The sequence below is a fragment of the Nocardioides lijunqiniae genome (assembly GCF_015024225.1).
GTDB lineage: Bacteria > Actinomycetota > Actinomycetes > Propionibacteriales > Nocardioidaceae > Nocardioides > Nocardioides lijunqiniae.
Genome location: NZ_JACJGM010000003.1, coordinates 133,027 through 155,401, shown reverse-complemented (window position 1 = coordinate 155,401; position 22,375 = coordinate 133,027). Strand labels below are relative to the sequence as shown.

The 22,375-nt window shown below is 72.5% G+C and carries 27 protein-coding genes; 13 read left to right on the top strand and 14 right to left on the bottom strand.

Translation table 11 applies throughout. The annotated features are described in order from the left end of the window. Position 1: 1 nt before the first annotated feature. Genes IRQ30_RS03105 through IRQ30_RS03085 form a run of 5 tightly spaced genes read left to right on the top strand, consistent with a single transcriptional unit; the run spans position 2 to position 3,559 of the window. Positions 2-781 carry a 3-oxoacyl-ACP reductase gene (locus IRQ30_RS03105; protein ID WP_193606977.1) on the top strand — a complete coding sequence of 260 codons (780 nt, stop codon included), beginning with the start codon at positions 2-4 and terminating at the stop codon, positions 779-781. Between the two features lies 1 nt (position 782). Then, positions 783-1,499, top strand: coding sequence for a gamma-glutamyl-gamma-aminobutyrate hydrolase family protein (locus IRQ30_RS03100; protein ID WP_193611575.1), 717 nt, complete (start codon positions 783-785; stop codon positions 1,497-1,499). A 12-nt stretch (positions 1,500-1,511) separates the two neighbouring features. Beyond that, complete coding sequence (locus IRQ30_RS03095; protein WP_193611574.1) at positions 1,512-2,486, top strand: alpha/beta hydrolase; 975 nt, start codon at positions 1,512-1,514, stop codon at positions 2,484-2,486. 43 nt (positions 2,487-2,529) lie between these two features. Next, positions 2,530-3,183, top strand: a complete 654-nt coding sequence (locus tag IRQ30_RS03090; RefSeq protein WP_193611573.1) for a hypothetical protein — start codon at positions 2,530-2,532, stop codon at positions 3,181-3,183. A 10-nt stretch (positions 3,184-3,193) separates the two neighbouring features. Further along, complete coding sequence (locus IRQ30_RS03085; protein WP_193611572.1) at positions 3,194-3,559, top strand: hypothetical protein; 366 nt, start codon at positions 3,194-3,196, stop codon at positions 3,557-3,559. A 24-nt stretch (positions 3,560-3,583) separates the two neighbouring features. Here the strand turns inward: IRQ30_RS03085 and IRQ30_RS03080 are convergent, their stop codons facing one another. The 4 genes from IRQ30_RS03080 to IRQ30_RS03065 are packed head-to-tail and all read right to left on the bottom strand — an operon-like array spanning position 3,584 to position 6,829. After that, positions 3,584-4,348, bottom strand: a complete 765-nt coding sequence (locus IRQ30_RS03080) for a TSUP family transporter (protein ID WP_193611571.1) — start codon at positions 4,346-4,348, stop codon at positions 3,584-3,586. A 3-nt stretch (positions 4,349-4,351) separates the two neighbouring features. Next, the gene (locus tag IRQ30_RS03075; RefSeq protein WP_338089540.1) at positions 4,352-5,542 is read right to left on the bottom strand and encodes an SPFH domain-containing protein; all 1,191 of its coding nucleotides are present in this window, start codon (positions 5,540-5,542) and stop codon (positions 4,352-4,354) included. 21 nt (positions 5,543-5,563) lie between these two features. After that, positions 5,564-6,025, bottom strand: coding sequence for an NfeD family protein (locus tag IRQ30_RS03070; protein ID WP_193611570.1), 462 nt, complete (start codon positions 6,023-6,025; stop codon positions 5,564-5,566). 9 nt (positions 6,026-6,034) lie between these two features. Then, the gene (locus IRQ30_RS03065; RefSeq protein WP_193611569.1) at positions 6,035-6,829 is read right to left on the bottom strand and encodes an ABC transporter ATP-binding protein; all 795 of its coding nucleotides are present in this window, start codon (positions 6,827-6,829) and stop codon (positions 6,035-6,037) included. A gap of 53 nt (positions 6,830-6,882) precedes the next feature. Between IRQ30_RS03065 and IRQ30_RS03060 the strand changes: the two genes are divergently transcribed. Continuing rightward, complete coding sequence (locus IRQ30_RS03060) at positions 6,883-7,614, top strand: hypothetical protein (protein ID WP_193611568.1); 732 nt, start codon at positions 6,883-6,885, stop codon at positions 7,612-7,614. A 3-nt stretch (positions 7,615-7,617) separates the two neighbouring features. On the opposite strand, the gene IRQ30_RS03055 is transcribed toward IRQ30_RS03060, so the two are convergent. Next, positions 7,618-7,977: a VOC family protein gene (locus IRQ30_RS03055; RefSeq protein ID WP_193611567.1), complete on the bottom strand. Its 360-nt coding sequence runs from the start codon at positions 7,975-7,977 to the stop codon at positions 7,618-7,620. Further along, entirely contained in the window at positions 7,974-8,342 is a 369-nt protein-coding gene (locus tag IRQ30_RS03050; protein ID WP_193611566.1) for a hypothetical protein, read from the bottom strand. The genes IRQ30_RS03055 and IRQ30_RS03050 overlap by 4 nt, the downstream gene beginning before the upstream one ends. A gap of 60 nt (positions 8,343-8,402) precedes the next feature. Between IRQ30_RS03050 and serB the strand changes: the two genes are divergently transcribed. Next, positions 8,403-9,623 carry a phosphoserine phosphatase SerB gene (gene serB, locus IRQ30_RS03045; protein ID WP_193611565.1) on the top strand — a complete coding sequence of 407 codons (1,221 nt, stop codon included), beginning with the start codon at positions 8,403-8,405 and terminating at the stop codon, positions 9,621-9,623. A gap of 89 nt (positions 9,624-9,712) precedes the next feature. Here the strand turns inward: serB and IRQ30_RS03040 are convergent, their stop codons facing one another. Beyond that, positions 9,713-10,678 (bottom strand): hypothetical protein, encoded by a 966-nt coding sequence (locus tag IRQ30_RS03040; protein WP_193611564.1) that lies wholly within the window; start codon positions 10,676-10,678, stop codon positions 9,713-9,715. 200 nt (positions 10,679-10,878) lie between these two features. Beyond that, positions 10,879-11,394, bottom strand: coding sequence for a SixA phosphatase family protein (locus IRQ30_RS03035; RefSeq protein WP_193611563.1), 516 nt, complete (start codon positions 11,392-11,394; stop codon positions 10,879-10,881). A 23-nt stretch (positions 11,395-11,417) separates the two neighbouring features. Here IRQ30_RS03035 and IRQ30_RS03030 point away from each other — a divergent pair, with 23 nt between their 5' ends. The 4 genes from IRQ30_RS03030 to IRQ30_RS03015 are packed head-to-tail and all read left to right on the top strand — an operon-like array spanning position 11,418 to position 16,254. After that, positions 11,418-12,410 (top strand): cyanophycinase, encoded by a 993-nt coding sequence (locus tag IRQ30_RS03030; protein ID WP_193611562.1) that lies wholly within the window; start codon positions 11,418-11,420, stop codon positions 12,408-12,410. After that, positions 12,407-15,181: a cyanophycin synthetase gene (cphA, locus tag IRQ30_RS03025; protein ID WP_193611561.1), complete on the top strand. Its 2,775-nt coding sequence runs from the start codon at positions 12,407-12,409 to the stop codon at positions 15,179-15,181. Before IRQ30_RS03030 ends, cphA begins: the two co-directional genes overlap by 4 nt. Next, entirely contained in the window at positions 15,181-15,555 is a 375-nt protein-coding gene (locus IRQ30_RS03020) for a cupin domain-containing protein (protein WP_193606993.1), read from the top strand. The genes cphA and IRQ30_RS03020 overlap by 1 nt, the downstream gene beginning before the upstream one ends. Positions 15,556-15,564: 9 nt before the next feature. Beyond that, the gene (locus tag IRQ30_RS03015) at positions 15,565-16,254 is read left to right on the top strand and encodes a YwaF family protein (protein WP_193611560.1); all 690 of its coding nucleotides are present in this window, start codon (positions 15,565-15,567) and stop codon (positions 16,252-16,254) included. Here the strand turns inward: IRQ30_RS03015 and IRQ30_RS03010 are convergent. Genes IRQ30_RS03010 through IRQ30_RS02990 form a run of 5 tightly spaced genes read right to left on the bottom strand, consistent with a single transcriptional unit; the run spans position 16,246 to position 20,643 of the window. Then, positions 16,246-17,145, bottom strand: a complete 900-nt coding sequence (locus tag IRQ30_RS03010) for a serine hydrolase domain-containing protein (protein WP_193611559.1) — start codon at positions 17,143-17,145, stop codon at positions 16,246-16,248. The genes IRQ30_RS03015 and IRQ30_RS03010 overlap by 9 nt on opposite strands. Continuing rightward, a complete protein-coding gene (locus IRQ30_RS03005) occupies positions 17,142-18,833 on the bottom strand; it encodes a Mur ligase family protein (protein WP_193611558.1) in 1,692 nt (563 codons plus the stop codon). The genes IRQ30_RS03010 and IRQ30_RS03005 overlap by 4 nt, the downstream gene beginning before the upstream one ends. A gap of 17 nt (positions 18,834-18,850) precedes the next feature. Further along, the gene (fabI, locus tag IRQ30_RS03000) at positions 18,851-19,651 is read right to left on the bottom strand and encodes an enoyl-ACP reductase FabI (RefSeq protein WP_193611557.1); all 801 of its coding nucleotides are present in this window, start codon (positions 19,649-19,651) and stop codon (positions 18,851-18,853) included. A 1-nt stretch (position 19,652) separates the two neighbouring features. Continuing rightward, the gene (gene fabG, locus IRQ30_RS02995; RefSeq protein WP_193611556.1) at positions 19,653-20,378 is read right to left on the bottom strand and encodes a 3-oxoacyl-ACP reductase FabG; all 726 of its coding nucleotides are present in this window, start codon (positions 20,376-20,378) and stop codon (positions 19,653-19,655) included. 52 nt (positions 20,379-20,430) lie between these two features. Beyond that, complete coding sequence (locus IRQ30_RS02990; protein WP_193606999.1) at positions 20,431-20,643, bottom strand: dodecin; 213 nt, start codon at positions 20,641-20,643, stop codon at positions 20,431-20,433. Between the two features lie 67 nt (positions 20,644-20,710). On the opposite strand from IRQ30_RS02990, the gene IRQ30_RS02985 reads away from it, so the two are divergent. Together IRQ30_RS02985 and IRQ30_RS02980 are read left to right on the top strand one after the other, a co-directional pair. Continuing rightward, on the top strand, positions 20,711-21,031 hold the full coding sequence (locus IRQ30_RS02985; protein ID WP_193611555.1) for a DUF3099 domain-containing protein: 321 nt from the start codon (positions 20,711-20,713) through the stop codon (positions 21,029-21,031). Between the two features lie 29 nt (positions 21,032-21,060). Then, entirely contained in the window at positions 21,061-21,249 is a 189-nt protein-coding gene (locus IRQ30_RS02980; protein ID WP_193611554.1) for an acetone carboxylase, read from the top strand. 122 nt (positions 21,250-21,371) lie between these two features. On the opposite strand, the gene moaA is transcribed toward IRQ30_RS02980, so the two are convergent. Then, on the bottom strand, positions 21,372-22,370 hold the full coding sequence (moaA, locus tag IRQ30_RS02975; RefSeq protein ID WP_193611553.1) for a GTP 3',8-cyclase MoaA: 999 nt from the start codon (positions 22,368-22,370) through the stop codon (positions 21,372-21,374). Positions 22,371-22,375: the final 5 nt, after the last annotated feature.

Sequence of the window (22,375 nt, the reverse complement as noted above, 5' to 3'; positions counted from 1 at the left end):
CATGGCAGGACGCATCCAGGACCGGGTCGCGGTCGTCACCGGCGGCTGCTCGGGCATCGGCCTGGCGACCGTGCAGCGCTTCGTCGAGGAGGGCGCCAAGGTCGTCATCGGCGACATCGACGACCAGCGCGGCCACGAGCTCGTCGGGCAGCTCGGCGGCACCGACCTCGCCACGTACGTGCACGTCGACGTGACCGACAAGGAGCAGGTCGACGCGCTGTTCCGCACGGCCAAGGAGACCTACGGCGCCGTCGACATCGCCTTCAACAACGCCGGCATCTCGCCGCCCGAGGACGACTCGATCCTCGACACCGACCTCGACGCCTGGCGCAAGGTCCAGGAGGTCAACCTCACCTCGGTCTACCTCTGCTGCAAGGCCGCGCTGCCCTACATGCTCGAGCAGGGCCGCGGCTCCATCATCAACACCGCGTCGTTCGTGGCGGTCATGGGTGCGGCGACGTCGCAGATCTCCTACTCCGCCTCCAAGGGCGGGGTGCTGTCGATGACCCGTGAGCTGGGCGTGCAGTTCGCGCGCCAGGGGGTGCGCGTCAACGCGCTCTGCCCGGGGCCGGTCAACACGCCGCTGCTGCAGGAGCTCTTCGCCGCCGACGCGGAGCGCGCCGCGCGCCGGCTGGTGCACGTGCCCATGGGCCGCTTCGGCGAGCCCTCGGAGATGGCCTCGGCGGTGCTGTTCCTCGCCTCGGACGACGCGTCGTTCATGACGGCGAGCACGTTCCTGGTCGACGGCGGCATCTCCGGCGCCTACGTCACGCCGATCTGACGTGGCCGCCCCCGTCATCGGGCTGTCGACGTACCGCGAGCAGGCCGCCTGGGGCGTCTGGCAGCAGCCGGCCGACCTGCTGCCCACCCAGTACGCCGACGCCGTGACCGCCACCGGCGGCCTGCCCGTCCTGCTGCCGCCGGTGACCGGCGTCGGTGCCGCGGACGAGGTGGTCGCGCGCCTCGACGCGCTGGTCGTCACCGGCGGCGCCGACGTCGACCCGGCCCGCTACGGCGCCGAGCCGCACCCGCGCACGGCCGGCTGGCGCCCCGACCGCGACGCCTGGGAGACCGCGCTCCTGGACGCCGCCGCCTCCGTGGGGCTGCCGGTCCTCGGGGTGTGCCGGGGCATGCAGCTGATGGCCGTCCACGCCGGCGGGGCACTCGACCAGCACACCCCCGACCTGGTCGGCCACGAGGAGCACTCCCCCGGCGGCGACGCCTTCGGGGCCGTCGCGGTGCGCACGGCGTCGGGCTCCCGGCTGGCCGGCCTGGTCGGGGAGGTGCTCGAGGTGCGCTGCCACCACCACCAGTCGGTGCGCGACCACCCCGGCTACACCGGGGTGGCGCACGCCGACGACGGGACCCTGGAGGCCATGGAGGCTCCCGGGGAGCGGTTCTGCCTGGCCGTGCAGTGGCACCCCGAGACCGCCGCCGACGTCGGGCTCCTCGCCGGGCTGGTGCGCGCGGCCTCGTCGTACGCCGCCGACCGGGCCTGACAGACTGCGGGCATGACGCTGGAGACCGACCCCGACGTCCTCGGCGAGCCCTGGGTGGCCGAGACCTTCGCGCTGCGACCCGACGACGAGGGCGAGGTCGTGGCCACGCTGGTCAGCCGCCGCTCGCCGGTCGCCGGCCGCGGCGCCGTGCTGCACGTGCACGGCTTCGCCGACTACTTCTTCCAGACCGAGTACGCCGCCTGGTGGTTGGACCGTGGCTACGACTTCTACGCCCTCGACCTCCGCAAGTACGGCCGCTCGATCCTGCCGCACCAGACGCCCAACTACGTCGGCGACCTGCGTGACTACGACGACGAGCTGGCCGAGGCCTGGCACCGGATCACCGCCCGCGACGGCCACACGCAGGTCGTCGCCTCCGCGCACTCGACCGGCGGGCTGATCCTGCCCCTGTGGCTCGACCGCCGACGGCCGCGGGAGCTGGCCGCCCTGGTGCTGAACTCCCCCTGGCTGGACCTGCAGGGCGGCACCGCCGCGCGGCTGGTCGGCTCCCCGATCATCAAGCAGGTCGGGGCACGCCAGCCGATGCGCGAGATCAAGCGCACCGTCTCGGGTCTCTACGCCCGCAGCCTGCACGCCCAGCACGAGGGTGAGTGGGACTTCGACCTGGCCTGGAAGCCGATGACGTCGTTCTCGGTCTACGCCGGCTGGCTGCGCGCGATCCGCGAGGGGCACAAGCGCCTGCAGCGCGGCCTCGACGTGCGCTGCCCCGTGCTGGTGCTGTCCTCCGACCGCTCCTCCCAGCCGCGGGAGATGGGCGAGGACGTCCTGAGCACCGACATCGTCCTGGACGTGGGCCAGATCCGCCGCTGGTCGACCGCGATCGGCACCCACGTCACCTACGTCGCCGTACCGGGGGCGCTGCACGACGTCGTCCTGTCGCGGCCCGAGCCCCGGGCCCGCGTCTACGAGGAGCTGGGGCGCTGGCTGACCACGTACGTCGCTCCCCCGTCGCGCTCGCTGCTCTAGTCGTTCGCCTGCGGACGCTGCTCGCGTGCCCCATCCTGGTCCGGTGATCGCGCGCACCCGTCTCGTTCTGCTCGTCGTCGGCCTCGTGCTGCTGACCGCGTCGCCGGCGATGGCCGGCCGCTGGACCGCACCCGACCCGACGGGCGACGTCACCGGCTGGAGCTACGTGCCCGAGCCGCCGCCGTGCGGCACCTACACCGACCTGGACGGCAGCGAGGTCACCCAGGTCGACATCAGGAGGCTGTCGCTGCGCCACCTGCGCAAGGAGGTCCGGGTCCGGATCCACTACCGCGACCTCCGCGCGACCGGGGAGCTCCAGGTGTCCGTCACGCTGCGCACGCCGAAGCGCGACTACTCCCTGAGCCTGATCCGGTGGGAGGACGGCAAGAAGCCGCACGTCGACCTGACGGGGGCTCCCGACCTCTCCGACGCCGAGCCCGACGAGTGCGGATCCATCGCGTACGGCTCGATCGGCTTCGGCTGCCGCGGCCTCGTCGGCAAGGCACGACCCGGCCTCGACCGTGTCGACTTCCGCGTGCCGCGAGCCTGCCTGCGCCAGCCCCGTCGTGCGAGGGTCGCGGCCACCACCGGCGGGCAGGTGGGCGACGGCTGGTACAGCGACACCTGGGCACCCGCGGGCGTCGAGACCGACTGGCGCGTCCCGACCTTCGGACGCTGGGTCCGCGCTCCCCGCTAGGGTCACCGCCATGAACCCCGTGACCAGCGTCGCCCTCGGCCGCATCGCCATCGGCGTCGCCTCGCTCGCCAAGCCCGACCTCGTCGCCTCCACGATGGGCCAGACCTCCTCGCCGCTGCTCACGCAGTGGTTCGGCTCCCGCGAGATCGCCCTCGGGGCTCTCACGCTGGTGTCCTCCGGCGGCGCGCGACGCAACCTCGTCCTGGTGGGCATGGCCGTCGACGGCGCCGACGCCGCCACGGCCTACGCCGGCGTGCAGTCGGGGGCGCTTCCGAAGCAGGCCGGCTACGGCCTGGTGGCGGTCGCGACGGGCGCGGTCGTCTCGGGCCTGCTCGGGCTGCGGGTGAAGCGGCGCACGACCGTCACCGCGGAGTAGCCGCCGCGGCCTCCCTGCCCGGGGTCAGGTCAGGAGCAGGGTCACCAGGGCCACCAGCCCGACGACGACGATCAGCGCGCGCAGCACCAGCGGCGGCAGCCGTCGTCCCACGCCGGCCCCGATGATCCCGCCGACGACGGCGCCCGCGCCGATCAGGCCGGCGATGCGCCAGTCGACGTCGGCGATGAAGACGAACAGCAGCCCCGCGACGGCGTTGACGCCTGCGGCGAGCACGTTCTTGGCGGCGTTGAGCCGCTGCAGGTGGTCGGAGAGCCCGATGCCGAGCACCGCCATCAGCAGCACGCCCTGGGCGGCGCCGAAGTACCCGCCGTACACGCCGGTCAGCAGCACCGCCGGCCACACCCACCAGGCGCCGTCACGCCCGGTGTCGCCACGGGCCTCGGTGCGCGCCGCGACCCACGCCGAGAGCCGCGGCTGGAAGATCACCAGCACCACGCCGAGCAGGATCAGCACCGGCACGATCGCGGCGAACGCGCCCTCGGGCAGCACCAGCAGCAGGACGGCGCCGATCGCGCCGCCGAGCACCGACGCCGAGAGCAGCCGCAGCACCCGCGAGCGCTGCCCGACGAGCTCGCGGCGGTAGCCGATGGCGCCCGTCACCGACCCCGGCACGAGGCCGATGTTGTTGGAGACGTTGGCCGTCACCGGCGGGACCCCGAAGGCCAGCAGCGTGGGGAACGTGATCAGGGTGCCGGACCCGACCACCGTGTTGATGGTGCCCGCAGCGACGCCCGCGAGCAGGATCGCCGCGGCCTCGAGGAGCGACACGGACTACTGGGCAGGCGGCGGGGGCGGCGGGGCGGTGTCGGTGTCGCCGGCGGTGTCGTCGAGGGCGTCGGTGGGACCCTGGTCGGCCACGTCGGTCGGGGGCGGCGGCGGCACGGCGGCCGCGGCCGGCTTGACCGGGTTGGCCGCCGCCTTGGCCTCGGCGATGGCCTCCTCGACGGCCTTGTTCGTGCGCCGCTCGGTCTCGGCGAGGGCGCCGCTGCCGGCGAGCTTCGCCGGGTCCATGCTGCCCATGTCGATGCGGTTGCGCGGACCGTCGTTCTCCTTGGGGATGCCGGCCATCTCGCTCATGGTGGAGCCCAGGCCCTCGAGGGCCTTGCCGATCTCGCTGGGCACGATCCAGAGCTTGTTGGAGCTGCCCTCGGCGAGCTTGGGCATCATCGTGAGGTACTGGTAGGCCAGCAGCGACTGGTCGGGGTTGCCGTCGTGGATCGCCTGGAAGACGGTCTGGATGGCCTGGCCCTCACCCTGGGCGCGCAGGATCGAGGACTCGCGGTCGGCCTGCGCGCGCAGGATCAGCGACTCGCGGTCACCCTCGGCCGACAGGATCGAGGCCTGCTTCTCACCCTCGGCGGTCAGGATCGCGGACTGGCGACCACCCTCGGCGGTGAGGATCTGCGCCCGCTTGTCGCGGTCGGCGCGCATCTGCTTCTCCATCGAGTCCTTGATGGACGGCGGCGGGTCGATGCCCTTGAGCTCGACGCGGTTGACGCGGATGCCCCACTTGCCGGTGGCCTCGTCGAGGACCCCGCGCAGGCGGGTGTTGATCTCGTCGCGGCTGGTGAGCGTGCCCTCGAGGTCCATGCCACCGACGATGTTGCGCAGCGTGGTCATCGTCAGCTGCTCGACGGCCTGGATGTAGTTGGCGATCTCGTAGGTCGCCGCGATCGGGTCGGTGACCTGGAAGTAGATGACGGTGTCGATCGAGACCACCAGGTTGTCCTGGGTGATCACGGGCTGCGGCGGGAAGCTCACGACCTGCTCGCGCAGGTCGATGAGGTAGCGGACCTTGTCGACGAAGGGCACCACGACGTTGAGTCCGGCGCTCAGCGTCTGCTTGTACTTGCCGAAGCGCTCCACGATGCCGGCGCGCGCCTGCGGCACGATGCGCACGGTCTTCGCGAGCAGCACGATCACGAACAGGAACAGCAGACCCAGCAGGATCAGGTAGATCACGGGTTCTCCTTCAGTGGAGCGTCAGGGCTCGAGGGTGGCGACCGGGTGCACGTAGGCGGTGGCGCCCCGGATCTCGAGCACCTCCACGGTCTGCCCCGGGGTGATCGTGAGGTGCTCGTCGTACGGCGCGGCGGACCAGATCTCGCCCGCCAGCCGGATCCGGCCGACCTCGAGGCCGGTGATCTCCTGGGTGACGACGGCGCGCTGGCCGATCAGCTTGCCGTGCCCGAGGCTGAGCTCGGGACCGCCGTGGAAGCGCTTGGCGAGCTGCGGTCGCACCAGCGCGAGCATGGCGACGGACGCGCCGGCCGCGACGAGCGCCTGGAGGGCGAACGGCGCACCGAGCAGGGCCACGACCATGCCGGCGACGGCACCGGCCGCCACCATGATCAGGACGAGGTCGAGGCTGAACATCTCGGCGACGCCCAGGACGATGGCAAGACCCAGCCAGGTCTGCCACAGGTTGTCCGAGAGCCAGTCCATGTCGTGATCCTATCGGTGCCGCGTCTGGCGACGCGCCGCCCAGCGACCGTCCTCGTGGTGCAGCGCCAACGGCATCCCGAACGTCGCCGACAGCGTCTCGGGAGTCAGCACGTCGTCCAGCAGCCCCGCGGCGACGACCGCTCCCTGGCGCAGCAGCAGCGCGTGGGAGAAGCCCGGCGGGATCTCCTCCACGTGGTGCGACACGAGCACGGTGGCCGGCGAGTCGGGGTCGTGCGCGAGCACCGACAGGGTGGAAACGAGGTCCTCGCGGCCGCCCAGGTCGAGTCCCGCGGCGGGCTCGTCGAGCAGCAGCAGCTCGGGGTCGGACATCAGCGCGCGGGCGATCTGGACCCGCTTGCGCTCGCCCTCGCTCAGGGTGCCGAAGGTGCGGTCGGCCAGGTGGCTGACGCCCATCTCGACGAGCAGGCTGGACGCCCGCTCGTGGTCGAGGTCGTCGTAGGCCTCGCGCCAGCGTCCGACCACGCCGTAGGAGGCCGAGACCACGACGTCGTGCACGACCTCGCCGCGCGGCACGCGCTCGGCGATCGCGGCGCTGGTCAGGCCGATGCGCGGTCGCAGGTCGAAGACGTCGACCGTGCCGAGGACCTCCTCGAGGATCCCGACGACGCCGCTGGTGGGGTGCATCTGGGCGGAGGCGACCTGCAGCAGCGTCGTCTTGCCGGCGCCGTTGGGGCCGAGCACGACCCAGCGCTCGTCCTCCTCGACCGTCCAGGAGACGGCGTCGAGCAGGGTGGCCTGGCCACGCCGGACGGTGACGTCGGCGAACTCCAGCACGGCTCCCATGAGGGCACCCTATCCAGAGCGGTCTTAGGGCCCGGCCACTACCATCGGCCGTCGTGAGCAGCCCCCTGGCGATCTCGGCCCGAGTCGCGTGGTGGGGCACCTCCTGGCTCCGCGGGCACATCGTCGCGGACGAGCTCCTGGACGCGCTGCTGACCGACAGCGTCTCGCACGTCGTCGGCGGTCTCGACGACGACGGCACCGAGCCCCTCCTCACGGCCCTGGCGCGGCTGCGCAGTCGGGGCGCCACCGGCTTCGGGGCGGCGTTCCCCGCCGAGGGCGACCCGGTGGGGCTGGGCGGGCCGCGCGCGTTCAACACCGACGCGCTCGACGTCGGCGAGGCGGTCGTCGCCATCGGCGCCGGCATCGGGCTGGTGCCGCGCGCCGTTGGACCGACGTACGAGTGGCAGGCGCAGTCGGCCGCTCCCCGGCAGCTGCCCGACGTGGGCGAGTCGGACCGCGGCCTGCGCGCGACGGTGCTCGAGAGCGCACGCGACCTCGCGGCCCTCGACGTGGCGCGGTGGCGCCCGGAGGTGGCCGACCAGCTGCTGAACCTGCGCCACCTCGCCGTGCCCGACGCACCACCGGGCGTCCCGTCGAGGTGCGTCGACCTGGCGGCCCGCGCGATGCAGGCGCTCGGGATCGTGGACCTCGCCCTGGCGGACGACGGTGGCGCGGTCAGCGCGGCGGAGATCGCGGCCCGCCGTGGCGCGCTGGCGCCGTTGGAGCGCGCGGGGCGCCGTGCCCTCGTCGCTGCCTTCTCCCCCGAGGTCTGGCCACCGTCGTAGCTCCTAGCCCTCCGCCCAGACCCCGAGCACGTTGCCGCTGGGGTCGGCGAAGTGGAAGCGGCGACCGCCCGGGAAGTCGTAGGGACCCTCGGTGACCCGTCCCCCGGCCTCCTGGACGGCCCGCACGGACCCGTCGAGGTCGCCGGAGTAGAGCAGCACCAGGGGACCGCCGGGCACCGGGGCCTCCCCGGCGGCGCTCAGCCCGCCGACCTCGCCCTCGCCGTCGGCGGAGCGGATGCCGGCGTAGGCGGGGCCGTAGTCGTTGAACGTCCAGCCGAAGGCGCGCTCGTAGAACGTGCGCGCGGTCGGCAGGTCGCTGACCTGGAGCTCGACGTAGTCGAGCGCGTGGTGGGTGTGCGTCATGCGGTCTCTCCTCGGGTGGGGTGGGCGGCGACAGCCTCGGTCCAGACCTCGACCAGCTCGGTCAGGAGCCCGTCGACGGCGACCGCGAAGGACGCCGCGTGGTAGGTCTCCTCGCCGAGGACGGTGTGCGACCGGAGCACCGAGCGCGCCCCGCCGTCGACGACCTCGTCGACGTGGAAGACCCAGTCGCCGAGGTAGTCGGCGTTGAGCGCGACGAAGCCGTCGCGGTCGAAGCGCTCCCCGGTGTGGAGCAGGGTGGCGCTGAAGGAGGGCGCGAGCAGGGAGGCCAGGGCCACCCAGTCGCGGCCCGAGACGGCGGCGCCGTAGCGCTCCAGCAGGCGGGCGGTGCTGTCGGTGTCGGACATGGCCCCAGCATGGACGGGGCCACCGACACCCCGCGGGCGGGCGATAGCCTCGCCCTCATCATGAGCCCCACGTCGAAGCCCGAGACGCTCCTGATCACCCTCACCGGCAAGGACCGCCCCGGCGTGACCTCCTCGGTCTTCGCCGCGCTCGCGCAGGCCGGGGTCGAGGTGCTCGACATCGAGCAGATCCTGCTCCGGCGCCGCCTCATCCTGGGCGTCCTGGTGACCGCGCCGCGCGACTGGCGCAGGCTCAAGGCCGCCGTCGAGGAGACCGCCGCGGCGCTCGGCATGGTCGTCGAGGTCGACCGTGGCTCGGGCGACAACAAGCCGCGCCGCGACGGCCGCTCGCACGTCACGATCATCGGCTCGCCGCTCAAGGCCGGCGCGATGTCCGCGATCGCCGGCCGGATCGCCGACTGCGGCGGCAACATCGACCGGATCGAGCGGATGGCCCGCTACCCCGTCACCGCGATCGACCTGCACGTCTCCGGCGCCGACCCGGAGCGGCTGCGCGCCCTGCTCGCCGCCGAGGCCGCCGCCCAGTCGGTCGACGTTGCCGTCCAGCCCGCCAACCTCCTGCGCCGCGGCATGCGCCTGATCGTCCTCGACGTCGACTCCACCCTGATCCAGGGCGAGGTCATCGAGATGCTTGCCGCCCACGCCGGCCACGAGGCGGAGGTCGCCCGGATCACGGAGTCGGCGATGCGCGGCGAGCTCGACTTCGAGGCCTCGCTGCGCGCCCGGGTGCGCCTGCTCGCCGGCCTGGACGCCTCCGCCCTCGACGAGGTCTACGACGAGATCGTCGTGACCCCGGGCGCCCGCACGATGGTGCGCACCCTGCGACGCCTGGGCTACCGCTTCGCGATCGTCTCCGGCGGGTTCAGCCAGATTACCGACCGCCTCGCCCAGGACCTCGGCATCCACTACGCCCGCGCCAACGAGCTCGAGATCGTCGACGGCGTCATCACCGGCGAGATCGTGGGCGACGTCGTCGACCGCGCCGGCAAGGCCCGCGCGCTGCGCGAGTTCGCGGAGAAGGTCGGCGTCCCCGAGGCCGCCGTCATCGCCATCGGCGACGGCGCCAACGACCTCGACATGCTCAACGCCGCCGGCCTCGGCATCGCCTACAACGCCCGCCCCATCGTCCAGCAGGCGGCCGACACCTCCGTCAACGTCCCCTACCTCGACGCCATCGTCTACCTCCTCGGCATCTCCCGTGAGGAGATCGAGATGGCCGACGCCGAGGCCGGCATCGTCACCCCCTCGCCGCCGGTGTCCTGAGCAGGTTTTTCAGCATCTGCTGAAAAACCTGCGCTTCCGGGGCGAAACTTCGGCCCAGAAGCGCTTGGGAATGCCCAGAAGCGCTCGCTTCAGGACGCGATCGCGGCCTGCTGCAGCTCGGCACGGACGCTCGCGGCGAGCCTGATGGGGTCGGCCAGGTCGGACCACGTGATCCTGATGCAACGCCACCCGGTCAACCGGGCGACCATCCGCTCTCGGTCGCGCTCCCGCAGGACCACGTCGCTGGCCCGTTCACCGGGCCCGAGGAGTCCCTCGTACTTCACCTTCCCGTCGAACTCGAGCCAGACCCGGTGCCGCGGCCATGCGAAGTCGAGACGCGCCACCACCCGCCCCGAGGCGTCCCTGACGACGTACTGCACCGTGGGACGAGGCAACCCCTGCTGGAAGCAGCACCAGAAGAACCGGCTCTCCCCCACCGACTCGATCCTCCGGTCGCACAGTCTCAGGAGGAGCTCCACCTCCAGGGTGTTCGGCCAGTTCTCCATGCCGACGTACTGGCCGTGAAGGCGCGCGGGCGTGGCCAGTCGGCGGTGCAGGACGTCGTTGGTGGCACACAGCGCCGACTCAGTGGAGCCCACCGTGACCGCCTCCAGACAGGCACGCGCCGGAGTCATGACAGGAACGCCGTTGACCACGGCCAGATCTCCTGGCCACATACGCCCCTCATGCTGGTGGATGTCGCGGCCGTGCCTGCCGGACAGCTCGTCGGTCCGAGTGGTGTGGACCGTGGAGAGGTCGAAGCCCCACAGCGGTACGTCCCACTCGGCCAGCGCCGACGTGTGCGACAGGACGACGGGAGTCCGGGACGCGCCGAGGACGGCCCGGCCGCGCAGCACGAAGCGGGCCTGAGCGTCGCTCGCACTCCACACCTGTGACGGCACGTAGGCGCCGGCTCGGATCTTGACGAGCCCCTCCCGGCGCACGAGCCGTGCGATCGCGCGGTCGTCGTATCCCCGGGCGAGGAGGTCGCGCCGGAAGATCAAGGAGCCGTTGCGCGGGTCGTCGGCAGGACGCGTCGTCGTCGGAAGCAGCATGCGCCCACGCTCGGCCAGGAGCGACGTACCCGCCGGGCGGCGGGGGCCAGCCTGTGGATGGTCACTGGTTCAACCACTCCCCGGGACAACGACCGGCCCGACGAGCGAGAGCTTCTGGGCCTTGAGGCACGCTTCTGGGCCAGAACTTCGGCCCAGAACCTCAGGTTTTTCCGCATCTGCTGAAAAACCTGCTGACCCCGCTACCCGCGAGCGACGTGGAACGCGTCAAGCCGGGCGGAGCCGAGGTCGAGGTCGGACCAGGGGCCGGTGTAGGAGAAGACGGCGAGGGAGCAGGTGGGGAAGCCGGCGGCGAGCTCGGTGGCGGCGGTGGGGTCGCCGTCGCCGTCGTCGAGGGTGGTGGCGACGTAGGCCATGGTGGGGTTGTGGCCGACGACCACGACGCTCGACGCGGAGTCGGGCAGCGCGCGCAGGAGGTCCAGGACGGTGTCGGGGCCGGCGGCGTAGAGGCCCTCGTCCAGCGACGGCTCGAGGTCCCACGACGCGCCGGTGGCCAGGGCGGCCCAGGTCTGCTGGGTGCGGGTGGCGGCGGAGACCAGCGCCACGTCGGGGCGGACGTCGCGCGCGGCGAGCCACGCGCCGGCGGCGGCGGCGTCGTCGTGACCGCAGGCGGCCAGCGCCCGCTGCTGGTCGGTGTCGCCGACCTGCTCGGCCTTGGCGTGACGCATGACCACGATGGTGCGGTGAGCTGCGGGCATCTGCACACCATAGGGTGACTCGCATGCCCAAGGGACCCCTCATGATCATCGGCGGCGCCGAGGACAAGCTCCGCCGGCGCAGCATCCTCAAGGAGTTCGTCGCAGCAGCGGGTGGGGCTGACGCACGCATCGCGGTCATCCCGACCGCCTCGTCCCTCGGGATCGAGGTCGTGCAGGTCTACGACGCCCTGTTCCGGCGCGAGGGCGCCGCGGACGTGATCGCCATCCGCCCCGAGAGTCGCGAGGACGCCCACGACGAGGCGCTGGTCAAGACCCTCGCCGATGCCACCGGCATCTTCATGACCGGCGGCAACCAGCTCAAGCTGTCCGCGATCATCGGCGGCACCCCGCTGGGCGAGGCGATCATCGCCGCCCACGAGCGCGGCGTGGTCGTGGCCGGTACGTCGGCGGGCGCCAGCATCCAGTCCAGCCACATGGTCGCGTTCGGCGGCCCGGGCGCGACGGCCAAGCAGCGGATGACCCAGGTCGCCGCCGGGCTCGGCCTGCTCCAGTCGTCGGTCATCGACCAGCACTTCGACCAGCGCAACCGCTACGGTCGGCTGCTGATGATCGTCGCCCAGTCACCCCAGCTGCTGGGCCTCGGCGTCGACGAGGACACCGCCGCGGTCGTCGAGCGCCGTGACGTCGACGGCGAGGAGCACGAGGTGCTCCGCGTGGTGGGCCGCGGCGCGGTCACGATCTTCGACCCCGCCCGCATCACCACGGACGCGTTCGAGGCCAAGCGCTCCGCGCCGATCCTCGCCAGCGGGGTGGTCCTCCACGCGCTCCCGGCGGGCGCCACCTTCGACCTCACCACCCGCACCCTCGTGGCGCCCGACCAGCGCGTCGACCTCGAGGAGGCCGCCGAGATCGCGGAGGCCAGCCACGACCTGCGCCAGATGGCGCGCGACATCGCCGCCGCCGACGCCTCGCCCACCGCCCTCCGTCGACGCCTCGCGCGGGCCCGGCGCCAGAGCACACCGCCCACCCACGGACCGGACGGAGTCACCTCATGAGCGAACGCCCCACCCCCGACCTCGACATCATCGAGACGCGGGTCTACCGCGGAGCCAACATCTGGTCCTACGACAAGGCCATCCACCTCGTCGTGGACCTCGGCTCCCTCGAGGACTTCCCGACCAACACCATCCCCGGCTTCACCGACAACCTCCTGCAGATGCTGCCCGGCCTGCGCGAGCACTCCTGCTCGCGTGGCAAGCGCGGCGGCTTCGTCGAGCGCCTCAACGAGGGCACCTGGCTGGGCCACGTCGCGGAGCACACCGCGCTGGCGCTGCAGCAGGTCGTCGGCCACGACATCCGCCGCGGCAAGACCCGCCAGGTCCGCGGCAAGAAGGGCGTTTACAACGTCATCTTCGGGTACGCCGACGAGCAGGTCGGCCTCGCCGCCGCGCGCCTGGCCGTCCGCCTGGTCAACCACCTCGTGCAGGCCGACCCGGAGCTCGACTGGGACGACGAGCTCGAGTCGTTCATCCTGCGCGCCGAGCGCACGGCGTTCGGCCCGTCCACGCAGGCCATCCTCGACGAGGCCGTGTCGCGCGACATCCCCTGGATCCGGCTCAACCAGCACTCCCTGGTCCAGCTCGGGCAGGGCGTCCACGCCAAGCGCATCCGCGCCACGATGACGTCCAACACCTCGGCGATCGCCGTGGACATCGCCTCCGACAAGGACCTGACGACCCGGCTCCTCGGCGCCGCGGGACTCCCGGTCCCCAAGCAGGACACCGTCCGCACCGAGGACCAGGCGGTCCGCGCGGCCGACCGCATCGGCTACCCCGTCGTGGTCAAGCCGCTCGACGGCAACCACGGACGCGGCGTCTGCCTGGACCTGCAGGACGCCGACGACGTGCGCGAGGCGTTCCCCATCGCCAAGGAGCAGTCGCGTCGCGGCGTCGTCGTGGTCGAGTCGCTGATCCTCGGCAAGGACTACCGCTGCCTGATCATCGACGGCCGCGTCGCCGCCATCGCCGAGCGGGTGCCGGCCTCCGTCACCGGTGACGGCACCAGCACCGTCGAGCAGCTCGTCGACACCGCCAACGCCGACCCGCGCCGCGGCGTCGGGCACGAGAAGGTCCTGACCCGGATCAAGGTCGACGACGCCGCCGTCGAGCTGGTCCGCGAGCAGGGCTTCGCCATGACCGACGTGCCTCCCGACGGCCAGGTCGTCAAGCTCGCCCTCACCGGCAACATGTCCACCGGCGGCATCTCCATCGACCGCACCTTCGAGGCGCACCCCGAGAACGTCGAGATCGCCGAGGAGGCCGCCCGCATGGTCGGCCTCGACATCGCCGGCATCGACTTCATCTGCCCCGACATCACCGAGCCGGTGCGCGAGACGGGCGGCGCGATCTGCGAGATCAACGCCGCGCCGGGCTTCCGGATGCACACGCACCCGACGATCGGCGAGCCGCAGTTCATCGCCAAGCCGGTCGTCGACATGCTGTTCCCGCCGGGCGCCACCAGCCGGATCCCGATCGTCGCCGTGACCGGCACCAACGGCAAGACCACCACGTCGCGGATGATCAGCCACATCTTCAAGGGCATGGGCCGCAAGGTCGGCATGACCTCCACCGACGGCGTCGTCATCGACGAGCGGCTCCTGATCCGCTCGGACGCGTCCGGGCCGCGCTCGGCGCGCATGGTCCTGCAGAACCCCCGCGTCGACTTCGCGGTCTTCGAGGTCGCGCGCGGGGGCATCCTGCGCGAGGGTCTCGGCTACGAGCGCAACGACGTCGCCGTCGTCCTCAACGTGCAGCCCGACCACCTGGGCCTGCGCGGCATCGACACCGTGGAGCAGCTCGCCGATGTCAAGGCCGTGCTGGTCGAGGCGGTCCCCCGCGACGGCCACGCCGTGCTCAACGCCGACGACCCGCTGGTGCGCGAGATGCGCCGGCGCTGCTCGGGCCAGGTCGTGTGGTTCTCGATGGAGGAGCCGGGCTCGGAGACGCGCGACATGATCGACGCCCACTGCCGCCGCGGCGGCAAGGCGCTGGTGCTCAACCCCTCCGAGCGTGGCGAGATGATCGTCGTCAAGCACGGTCCGCGCGAGATGCAGCTGGCGTGGACGCACCTGCTGCCCGCGACGTTCGGCGGTCGCGCCCGCATGAACGTCCAGAACGCGCTCGGCGCCGCCGCCGCGGCCTTCGCGGCCGGCGCCCCGCTCCACGACATCCGCCAGGGGCTGCGCACGTTCTCCACCAGCTACTACCTCTCCCCCGGTCGCCTCAACGAGGTCGAGGTCAACGGCGTCAACGTCATCGTCGACTACTGCCACAACGCGCCCGGCATGCGCATGCTGGGCGACTTCGTCGACCGGGTGGGCGAGACCCTGGCGTCCTCGCACGACCTCGCCCGGCCGTCGCGCATCGGCGTCATCGCCACCGCCGGTGACCGCCGCGACCAGGACATGCGCGAGCTGGGCGAGATCGCCGCCCAGCACTTCGACGTCGTCATCGTCCGCGAGGACGTCCAGCTCCGCGGCCGCGAGCGAGGGTACGTCGCCGGGCTGGTCGCCGAGGGCGTCCGGACCGCCATGGAGGCCGGCGCCCGGTGCAAGCAGGTCGAGGAGGTGCACGAGGAGATCGAGGCCGTGCGCCACGCGATGGCCCGGGCCAACCGCGGCGACCTCGTGGTCATCTGCGTCGACAAGCACGCGTCGGTGATGACCGAGCTCGAGAGCTGGTCCTCGCAGGCCCAGGCGGGCGCGGGCGTCACCTCGGACGCCCCGGCGGCCGACCCCGACTACGTCGCGGCGCCGACCGAGGCCTGATGCGCGTCCTGGACCTCACCGCCCTCGGCGGCCGCCGCATCGACGCCCACGGCAGCAAGGGCTTCTCCGTGGCGGCCTTCGGGCTCACGGCCGAGGCCCACCTGGTCACCGTCACCCTCGCGCCCGGCGGCGTGATCGGCCGGCACCCCGCGGCCGCGCGGCAGCTCCTCGTGGTGCTCGACGGCGAGGCCGTCGTCTCGGGAGGCTCCGACGGGACCGGCGAGGCCGTGACGGTCGGCCCGGGCCACGCCGTGGTCTGGGAGCCCTACGAGCCGCACGAGACCCGCACCGTCGACGGCCTGGTCGCCCTCGTCCTCGAGGGCGAGGTCGAGGTCGGGACGCCGGGCCACCACGTCGACCCGGGCGACGTCTGAGGAGAAGCGATGGACGCCTACAGCAGCTCGCACGTGGTGATGCTGGTCGTCTTCGTCGCCGGCCTGCCCCTGGCCGTCCTGCTCGGACGCTGGGAGCGACGCACCGGCAGCCGCCTGGTGAGCCGCGGGGCCGCCGTGGCCATCCCGCTGGTCCACGTCCCGACCCAGGTCTACGACATCGCGACGCGCTTCGAGCTGGGCGTCTCCCTGCCCTTCCACCTCAGCGACCTCGCCTGGGTCGCGGCCGCCGTCGCGCTGTGGACCCACCACCGCTACGCCGTCGCCCTGACCTACTTCTGGGGCCTCGTCCTCACCACGCAGGCCATCGTGACGCCGTCGCTGGGTGAGGACTTCCCCGACCTGCGCTACTTCGCCTACTGGTTCATCCACCTGCTGGTCGTCTGGGCGGCGGTCTTCCTGGTCTGGGGCCGCGGGCTCCCACCGGGATGGCGCGACTACCGGTTCACCGTCGCCGCGACGTTCGCCTGGGCGGTCTGCGCCTACACCTTCAACGAGCTCGCCGGCACCAACTACGGCTACCTCCAGCGCAAGCCCGGAGGCGACTCCGTCCTGGACCTGCTCGGCCCGTGGCCGGTCTACGTGCTCGCCGAGATCGGGATCGTCATCGTGGTGTGGGCCGCGATGACCTGGCCGTGGGGGCGACGCGAGCGCCGGGCCGCGTCCGCGGCCTCATCCTGAGCGCACGAGGTGCATCCCGGCCCGGTCGACGCTGCGGTCGCTGGCGCCGAGCACCACCGCGGCGCGGCGCCGACTCGCGTCGACGGCGGTGAAGCTGCGGTAGCCGGCCGTGCCGCCGTTGTGGAAGAGCAGCGTTCCGTCCTTGCCGCCCACCTGGAGCCAGGCCATCGCGCGACGCATCCTCCCCGATCCGGCCAGAGGCTCCTGCGAGAGCGCGATCGCCTCCCCGAGCGGACCGCCGGGCGGGTCGAGCTGGGCACGCAGGAAGAGCAGCATGTCGTCGACGGTGGACCACAGGGCCCCTGCGCCCGCCATCGCCTGGAACGTCCAGGCCACGTCGTGGGGCCGGCCTCGACGCGAGCGTCCGACCACGAGGCGCTCCGGGTCCGGAGCGCACCCGGTGTCGTGCATGCCCAGCGGCGCGGTGACCGCCGCGCGCACGGCCTCGTCGTAGGACGTCCCGAGATGACGTGTCAGGGCGTGCCCGAGGAGCCCGAAGCCGAGGTTGGAGTAGCCGGGACGGCTCGGGTGGCGTGGCGCCAGGTCCGCCACGGAGGACAGCAGCGAGGACTCGTCGATGTCGGCGTAGGGGTCCCGCCGCTCCTTCCCGACGCTCTTGCGCCACATGCCGGGCGGCAGTCGGGGCAGCCCGCTGGTGTGCGTGACGAGCTCGCGCAGCGTCACCGACCCGACCGGGCGGTCGGCGAGCCTCGGCAGGAGGTCCTGCAGCTGCTGCTCGAGCGCCAGCCTTCCCCCGACCACCTCGCGCGCCAGCACGAGTGCGGTGAACACCTTGGTGATGGAGCCGATCTGGTAGATCCCCGAGGAGGGGGCGCCGGAGACGACCTCGCGGTCCTCGACGAGCAGCCCCGAGGCCGGCTCGACCCTCATCCTGCGGCCGCGGCGCGCACCTTGGCGGCGAGCGCCGAGCTGGAGTCAGGGGACCCGTCGTGCTCGGCGATCCACGCGTAGCACTCCTCGCGCTCCGCGTGGCACATCAGCCCGACGACGTCGCCCGGCAGGGCCTGGCCGACCAGCGCGGCCAGCACCGCCACCTCCGTCGGGTACGCCGGCACGCCCGTGACGCCCACCCGCTCGGCGCCGGCGCGCATGAGGGCCTCGAGCTCCTCGGGACTGCGCCCGCGCAGGTACTTCTCCTTGTGGCCGATCGCCACCACGTCGCTGTCGCGGGCCGCGATCTCGCCGAGCTTCTCGATCAGGTCGTCCTGGCGGTCGCCCACGACGCCGAGGCCCAGCAGCAGCCGCGCCCCCGGACGGCGCACGCCGTTCATGATCTCCATCAGCGCCTCGAGCCCCGCCTCGTTGTGGGCCAGGTCCATGACCACCGAGACCTCGCCGAGCGAGAAGAAGTTCATCCGGCCGGGGTTGTGCTCGGCGTCGGGCAGGAAGGTCCGCAGCCCCTCGACGACCACCTCGCGCGCGATGCCGATCGCTAGCGACGCCGAGGTGGCGGCGAGGGTGTTCTCGACGTTGAAGCGCGAGAGACCGGCCAGCGTCATCGGCACGTCGACCAGCTCGACGAGCGGGTCCGGGTCGGCCTTGGGCGTGAGCACCGAGACCCAGCCGTCGATGACCGTGGTCGCACGCCCGCCGGCGTTGAGCGTCTCGCGGATGGCCGGCGAGTCGGGGTCGCGGCTGAACACCCACGGCTTCGCGCGCACGACGTTGCGCATGTCGTAGACGCGGGGGTCGTCGGCGTTGAGCACCGCCCAGCCGCTCTTGCGCGTGATCCGCGGCACCACCGCCTTGACCTCCGCGAGCTGGTCGACGGTGTCGATGCCCTGCTGGCCGAGGTGGTCGGCGGAGACGTTGGTGACGACCGAGACGTCGTTGCGGGTCAGCCCGATCCCCTTCAGCAGGATCCCGCCCCGGGCCGTCTCGGTCACGGCGAGCTCGACCTCGGGGTGCGCCAGCACGCGCCCGGCCCCGCTGGGACCGGAGTAGTCGCCGCCCTCCACGAGCTCGCCGTCGATGTAGATGCCGTCGGTGTTGGACCAGCCCACCAGCCGGCCGTCGGTGCGGCCGATGTGCGCGATCATCCGCGACGTCGTGGTCTTGCCGTTGGTGCCGGTGACCGCGACGACCGGCACCGACGGCGTCAGGGTGCGCGGCCGCTCGCCCGGCTCGCTCGTCGAGACCCGCTCCGCGGCGGCGCTGACGGCCGCGTCGATGTCCTTGCTCAGCAGCGCGTCGAGCACGTCGCCGATCGCCCGGCCCATCTCCTGCGCCCGCTCCCGGTGCGACCACGGGAAGGCGACCACGATCTGGTGCTGGTCGCTCGTGGGCCGCACGCGCACGCCGAGCCGCGACGTGCCCGACTCCTGGGCGACGGCGCGCACCAGGCGTCCGACGGCACGCAGCGCGAACCGCTGGCGGAAGCCCGACTCCGGTGCGCCCGGGCGGGCGTTCTTGAGCCCGATCCGGCTGGCGAACCGCAGCGCCGTCTCCTCCGAGGTTGCGGCCAGCGCGCTGATGTCGAGCGTCAGCTTGATGGCGGCCCGCGGGAAGTACAGGTTGGGGCCCTCGAGGACCCGGATCTCGATGAGGGAGGACGTCACCGCCCGCACGCTATCGGTCAGGCGCCCATCGCGTGGAAGCCGCCGTCGACATGCACGATCTCGCCGGTCGTGGCCGGGAAGAAGTCCGACAGCAGGGCGCACACGGCCTTGGCCGTGGGCTCCTGGTCGGTGTTGTCCCAGCCGAGCGGCGCGCGGGTGCCCCACATGTCCTCGAGGTCGCTGAACCCGGGGATCGCCTTGGCCGCCAGCGTGCGCAGCGGACCGGCCGCCACCAGGTTGACCCGGATGCCCTCGGCGCCGAGGTCGCGGGCGAGGTAGCGCGACGTCGACTCGAGCGCGGCCTTGGCCACGCCCATCCAGTCGTAGGCCGGCCAGGCCACCGTGGCGTCGAAGGTGAGGCCGACGACCGACCCGCCCGACGTCATCAGCGGCCGGGACGCCTGCGTCAGCGCCTTCAGGGAGTACGCCGACACCTGCATCGCCTGGGCCACGTCGTCCCAGGGCCCCTCGAGGAAGTTGCCACCGAGCAGCGTCGCGGGGTTGCCGTAGGCGATGGAGTGCACGACGCCGTCGAGGCCGTCGACGTGCTCGCGCACGGCGTCGGGCAGGGCCGCGAGGTGCTCCTCGTCGGTGACGTCCAGCTCGATGACGGGCGGCGTCACGGGGAGCCGCTTGGCGATGCGCCGGGTGATGCCCAGGGCGCGGCCGAAGTTCGAGATGAGCACCGTGGCGCCCTGCTCCTGGGCGACCTTGGCGGCGGCGAAGCCGATGGAGCTGTCCATCGTCACGCCCGCGACCAGGATCCGCTTGCCCGCCAGGATGCCGTTCGGGTTGATCTGGGTGGTCTCGTCGCTCATGTCAGTGCCCCATTCCTAGTCCGCCGTCCACCGGGATGACCGCTCCGGTGACGTAGGCGCCACCGTCGCCGGCCAGCCAGGTCACCGCGGCGGCGACCTCCTCGGGCGCGGCGTACCGGCCCAGCGGCACCTGGCTCTTGATGCCCGCGCGCTGCTCGTCGGTGAGCACGCCCGTCATGTCGGTCTCCACGAACCCCGGCGCCACGACGTTGGCCGTGATCGAGCGCGAGCCGAGCTCGCGGGCCAGGGAGCGCGCCATGCCGACGAGGCCGGCCTTGGACGCGGCGTAGTTGACCTGGCCGGGTGAGCCGAGGAGCCCGACGACCGAGCTGATGAAGATCAGCCGGCCCTTGCGCTGGCGCAGCATGCCCTTGGCGGCGCGCTTGGCGAGCCGGAAGGAGCCGGTCAGGTTGGTGTCGATGACCGAGGACCACTGCTCCTCCGACATCCGCAGCACCAGCGTGTCGTCGGTGATCCCCGCGTTGGCCACGAGGACCTCCACCGGTCCGTGCTCGGCCTCGACGGTCGCGAACGCCGCCTCGACGGCGGCCGGGTCGGTCACGTCGCAGCGCACGTCGAGGGCGCCGTCGGGCGCTCCCCCGCTGCGCGTGGTCACGGCGACCTTGTCGCCCTGGGCGAGGAAGGCCTCGGCGATCGCGCGGCCGATGCCGCGGTTGCCGCCGGTGACCAGGACCGATCGAGGCTCGTGCTGGGTGTCGTTGCTCACGCTGTTCGACGCTAGCGATTACCGGGAGGTAGCCCTAACCGCCCCGGGCCGCTCAGTCGTCCTCGAGGCGGAAGCCGACCTTGATGCCGACCTGGAAGTGCTCGACCGCCCCGTCCTTGACCTGCCCGCGGACCTGGGTGACCTCGAACCAGTCGAGGTGGCGCAGCGTCTTGGCGGCCCGCTCGACCCCGTTGCGGATGGCGGCGTCGATGCCCTCCGGCGAGGTGCCGACGATCTCGGTGACGCGGTAGGTGCGGTTGGTCATGGGGAGCCTCTCGACGACGGTGCACTGCGGACTCAGGAGGCTACCGGTACCGACGTACGATCGAAGCATGGCTCGGGGACGCAGGACGGACGGCGACGCGGTGCGCATCACCACCGCGGCAGCCAACCGGAGCGACGACATCGCCGCACGTCAGAAGCGCTACCTGCTCAGCATGAGCCTGCGCTCGGCGTGCTTCGTCGGAGCCGTGGTCGCGGCCCTCGCTGGGCTCGACTGGCTCTGGCCGTTCCTGATCGCGGGCGCGATCATCCTCCCCTACATCGCGGTCGTGCTCGCCAACGCCACGACCATGCGCAGCGACTCGTTCGAGCTGCGCGGCGCACCCGGGTCGCGCCCGGAGCTCCCGGCCGCGGCGGCCCCCCGCGACTGAGCGTGGGCACCGGCGACGAGACTGGGGGGATGGACCCCGACCTGTGCTCCGCCAAGGGCTGCCAGGCGCCCGCCACGTGGCAGCTGCTGTGGAACAACCCCAAGCTGCACACCCCCGAGCGCCGCAAGATCTGGCTCGCGTGCGACGTCCACCGGGAGTCGCTCTCGGACTTCCTCACGGCGCGTCAGTTCCTCAAGGACGTGCAGCCGCACGAGTAGGTGCCTGGGTCGCTGTCGGCGGTCGTCTCACCGGGTCTCGACACGCTCCGTCGCGAGCTCGCAGGCTCGCTCGCGGTCGCTGCTCGACCACCGACATTCACGCCCGCTGACGCGGTCGTGAATCACCCGCCGATGGCGGACATCGGCCGGTCGGGCTGCAGGAAGCCCGGGTCGTCGATGCCGTGGCCCGGCAGCTTCCCGACGACCGCGGTGACCCAGCGCTGGGCGATCTCCTCGTCGGTGGCGCCGCTGCGCATGGCCAGGCGCAGGTCGGACTCGTCACGGGCGAAGAGACAGTTGCGCACCTGCCCGTCGGCGGTGAGCCGGACCCGGTCGCAGTCGCCGCAGAAGGGCCGCGTCACAGAGGCGATGACGCCGACCGTGCCGGGGCCCCCGTCGACCAGGAACAGCTCGGCCGGGGCGCTGCCGCGCGGCTCCTCCCCCGGCGTGAGCTCGAAGACCGTCGCCAGCTGGGCGAAGATCTCGTCGGCGGTGATCATGCCGTCGCGCTGCCAGCCGTGCTGGGCGTCGAGCGGCATCTGCTCGATGAAGCGCAGCTCGTAGCCGCGGTCGAGGCACCAGCGCAGCAGCTCGGGCGCCTGGTCGTCGTTGACGCCGCGCATCAGCACGGCGTTCACCTTCACCGGTCCCATGCCGGCGGCCTCGGCCGCCGCCAGTCCGGCGATGACGTCGTCGACACGGTCGCGCCGGGTGATGGTCTTGAACGTGTCGGCGCGCACGGTGTCGAGGCTGACGTTGACCCGGTTGAGACCGGCGTCGGCCAGCGCCTGGGCCGAGCGCGCCAGGCCCAGCGCGTTCGTCGTCATGGAGAGGTCGACGTGCGGGGAGATCTCGCGCACCCGGCCGATGATGTCGACGATGCCGCGCCGCACCAGCGGCTCGCCTCCGGTGAAGCGGATCTCCTCGATGCCGAGGCGTTCGACGCCCACCCGGATCAGCCGCACGAGCTCGTCGTCGGTGAGCTGCTTCTCGGCGGGCATCCAGTCGAGGCCCTCCGCCGGCATGCAGTAGGTGCACCGCAGGTTGCACTTGTCGGTCAGCGAGACACGCAGGTCCGTGGCCACACGACCGAACCTGTCCCCGAGCTTCAAGACCTCCATGACAC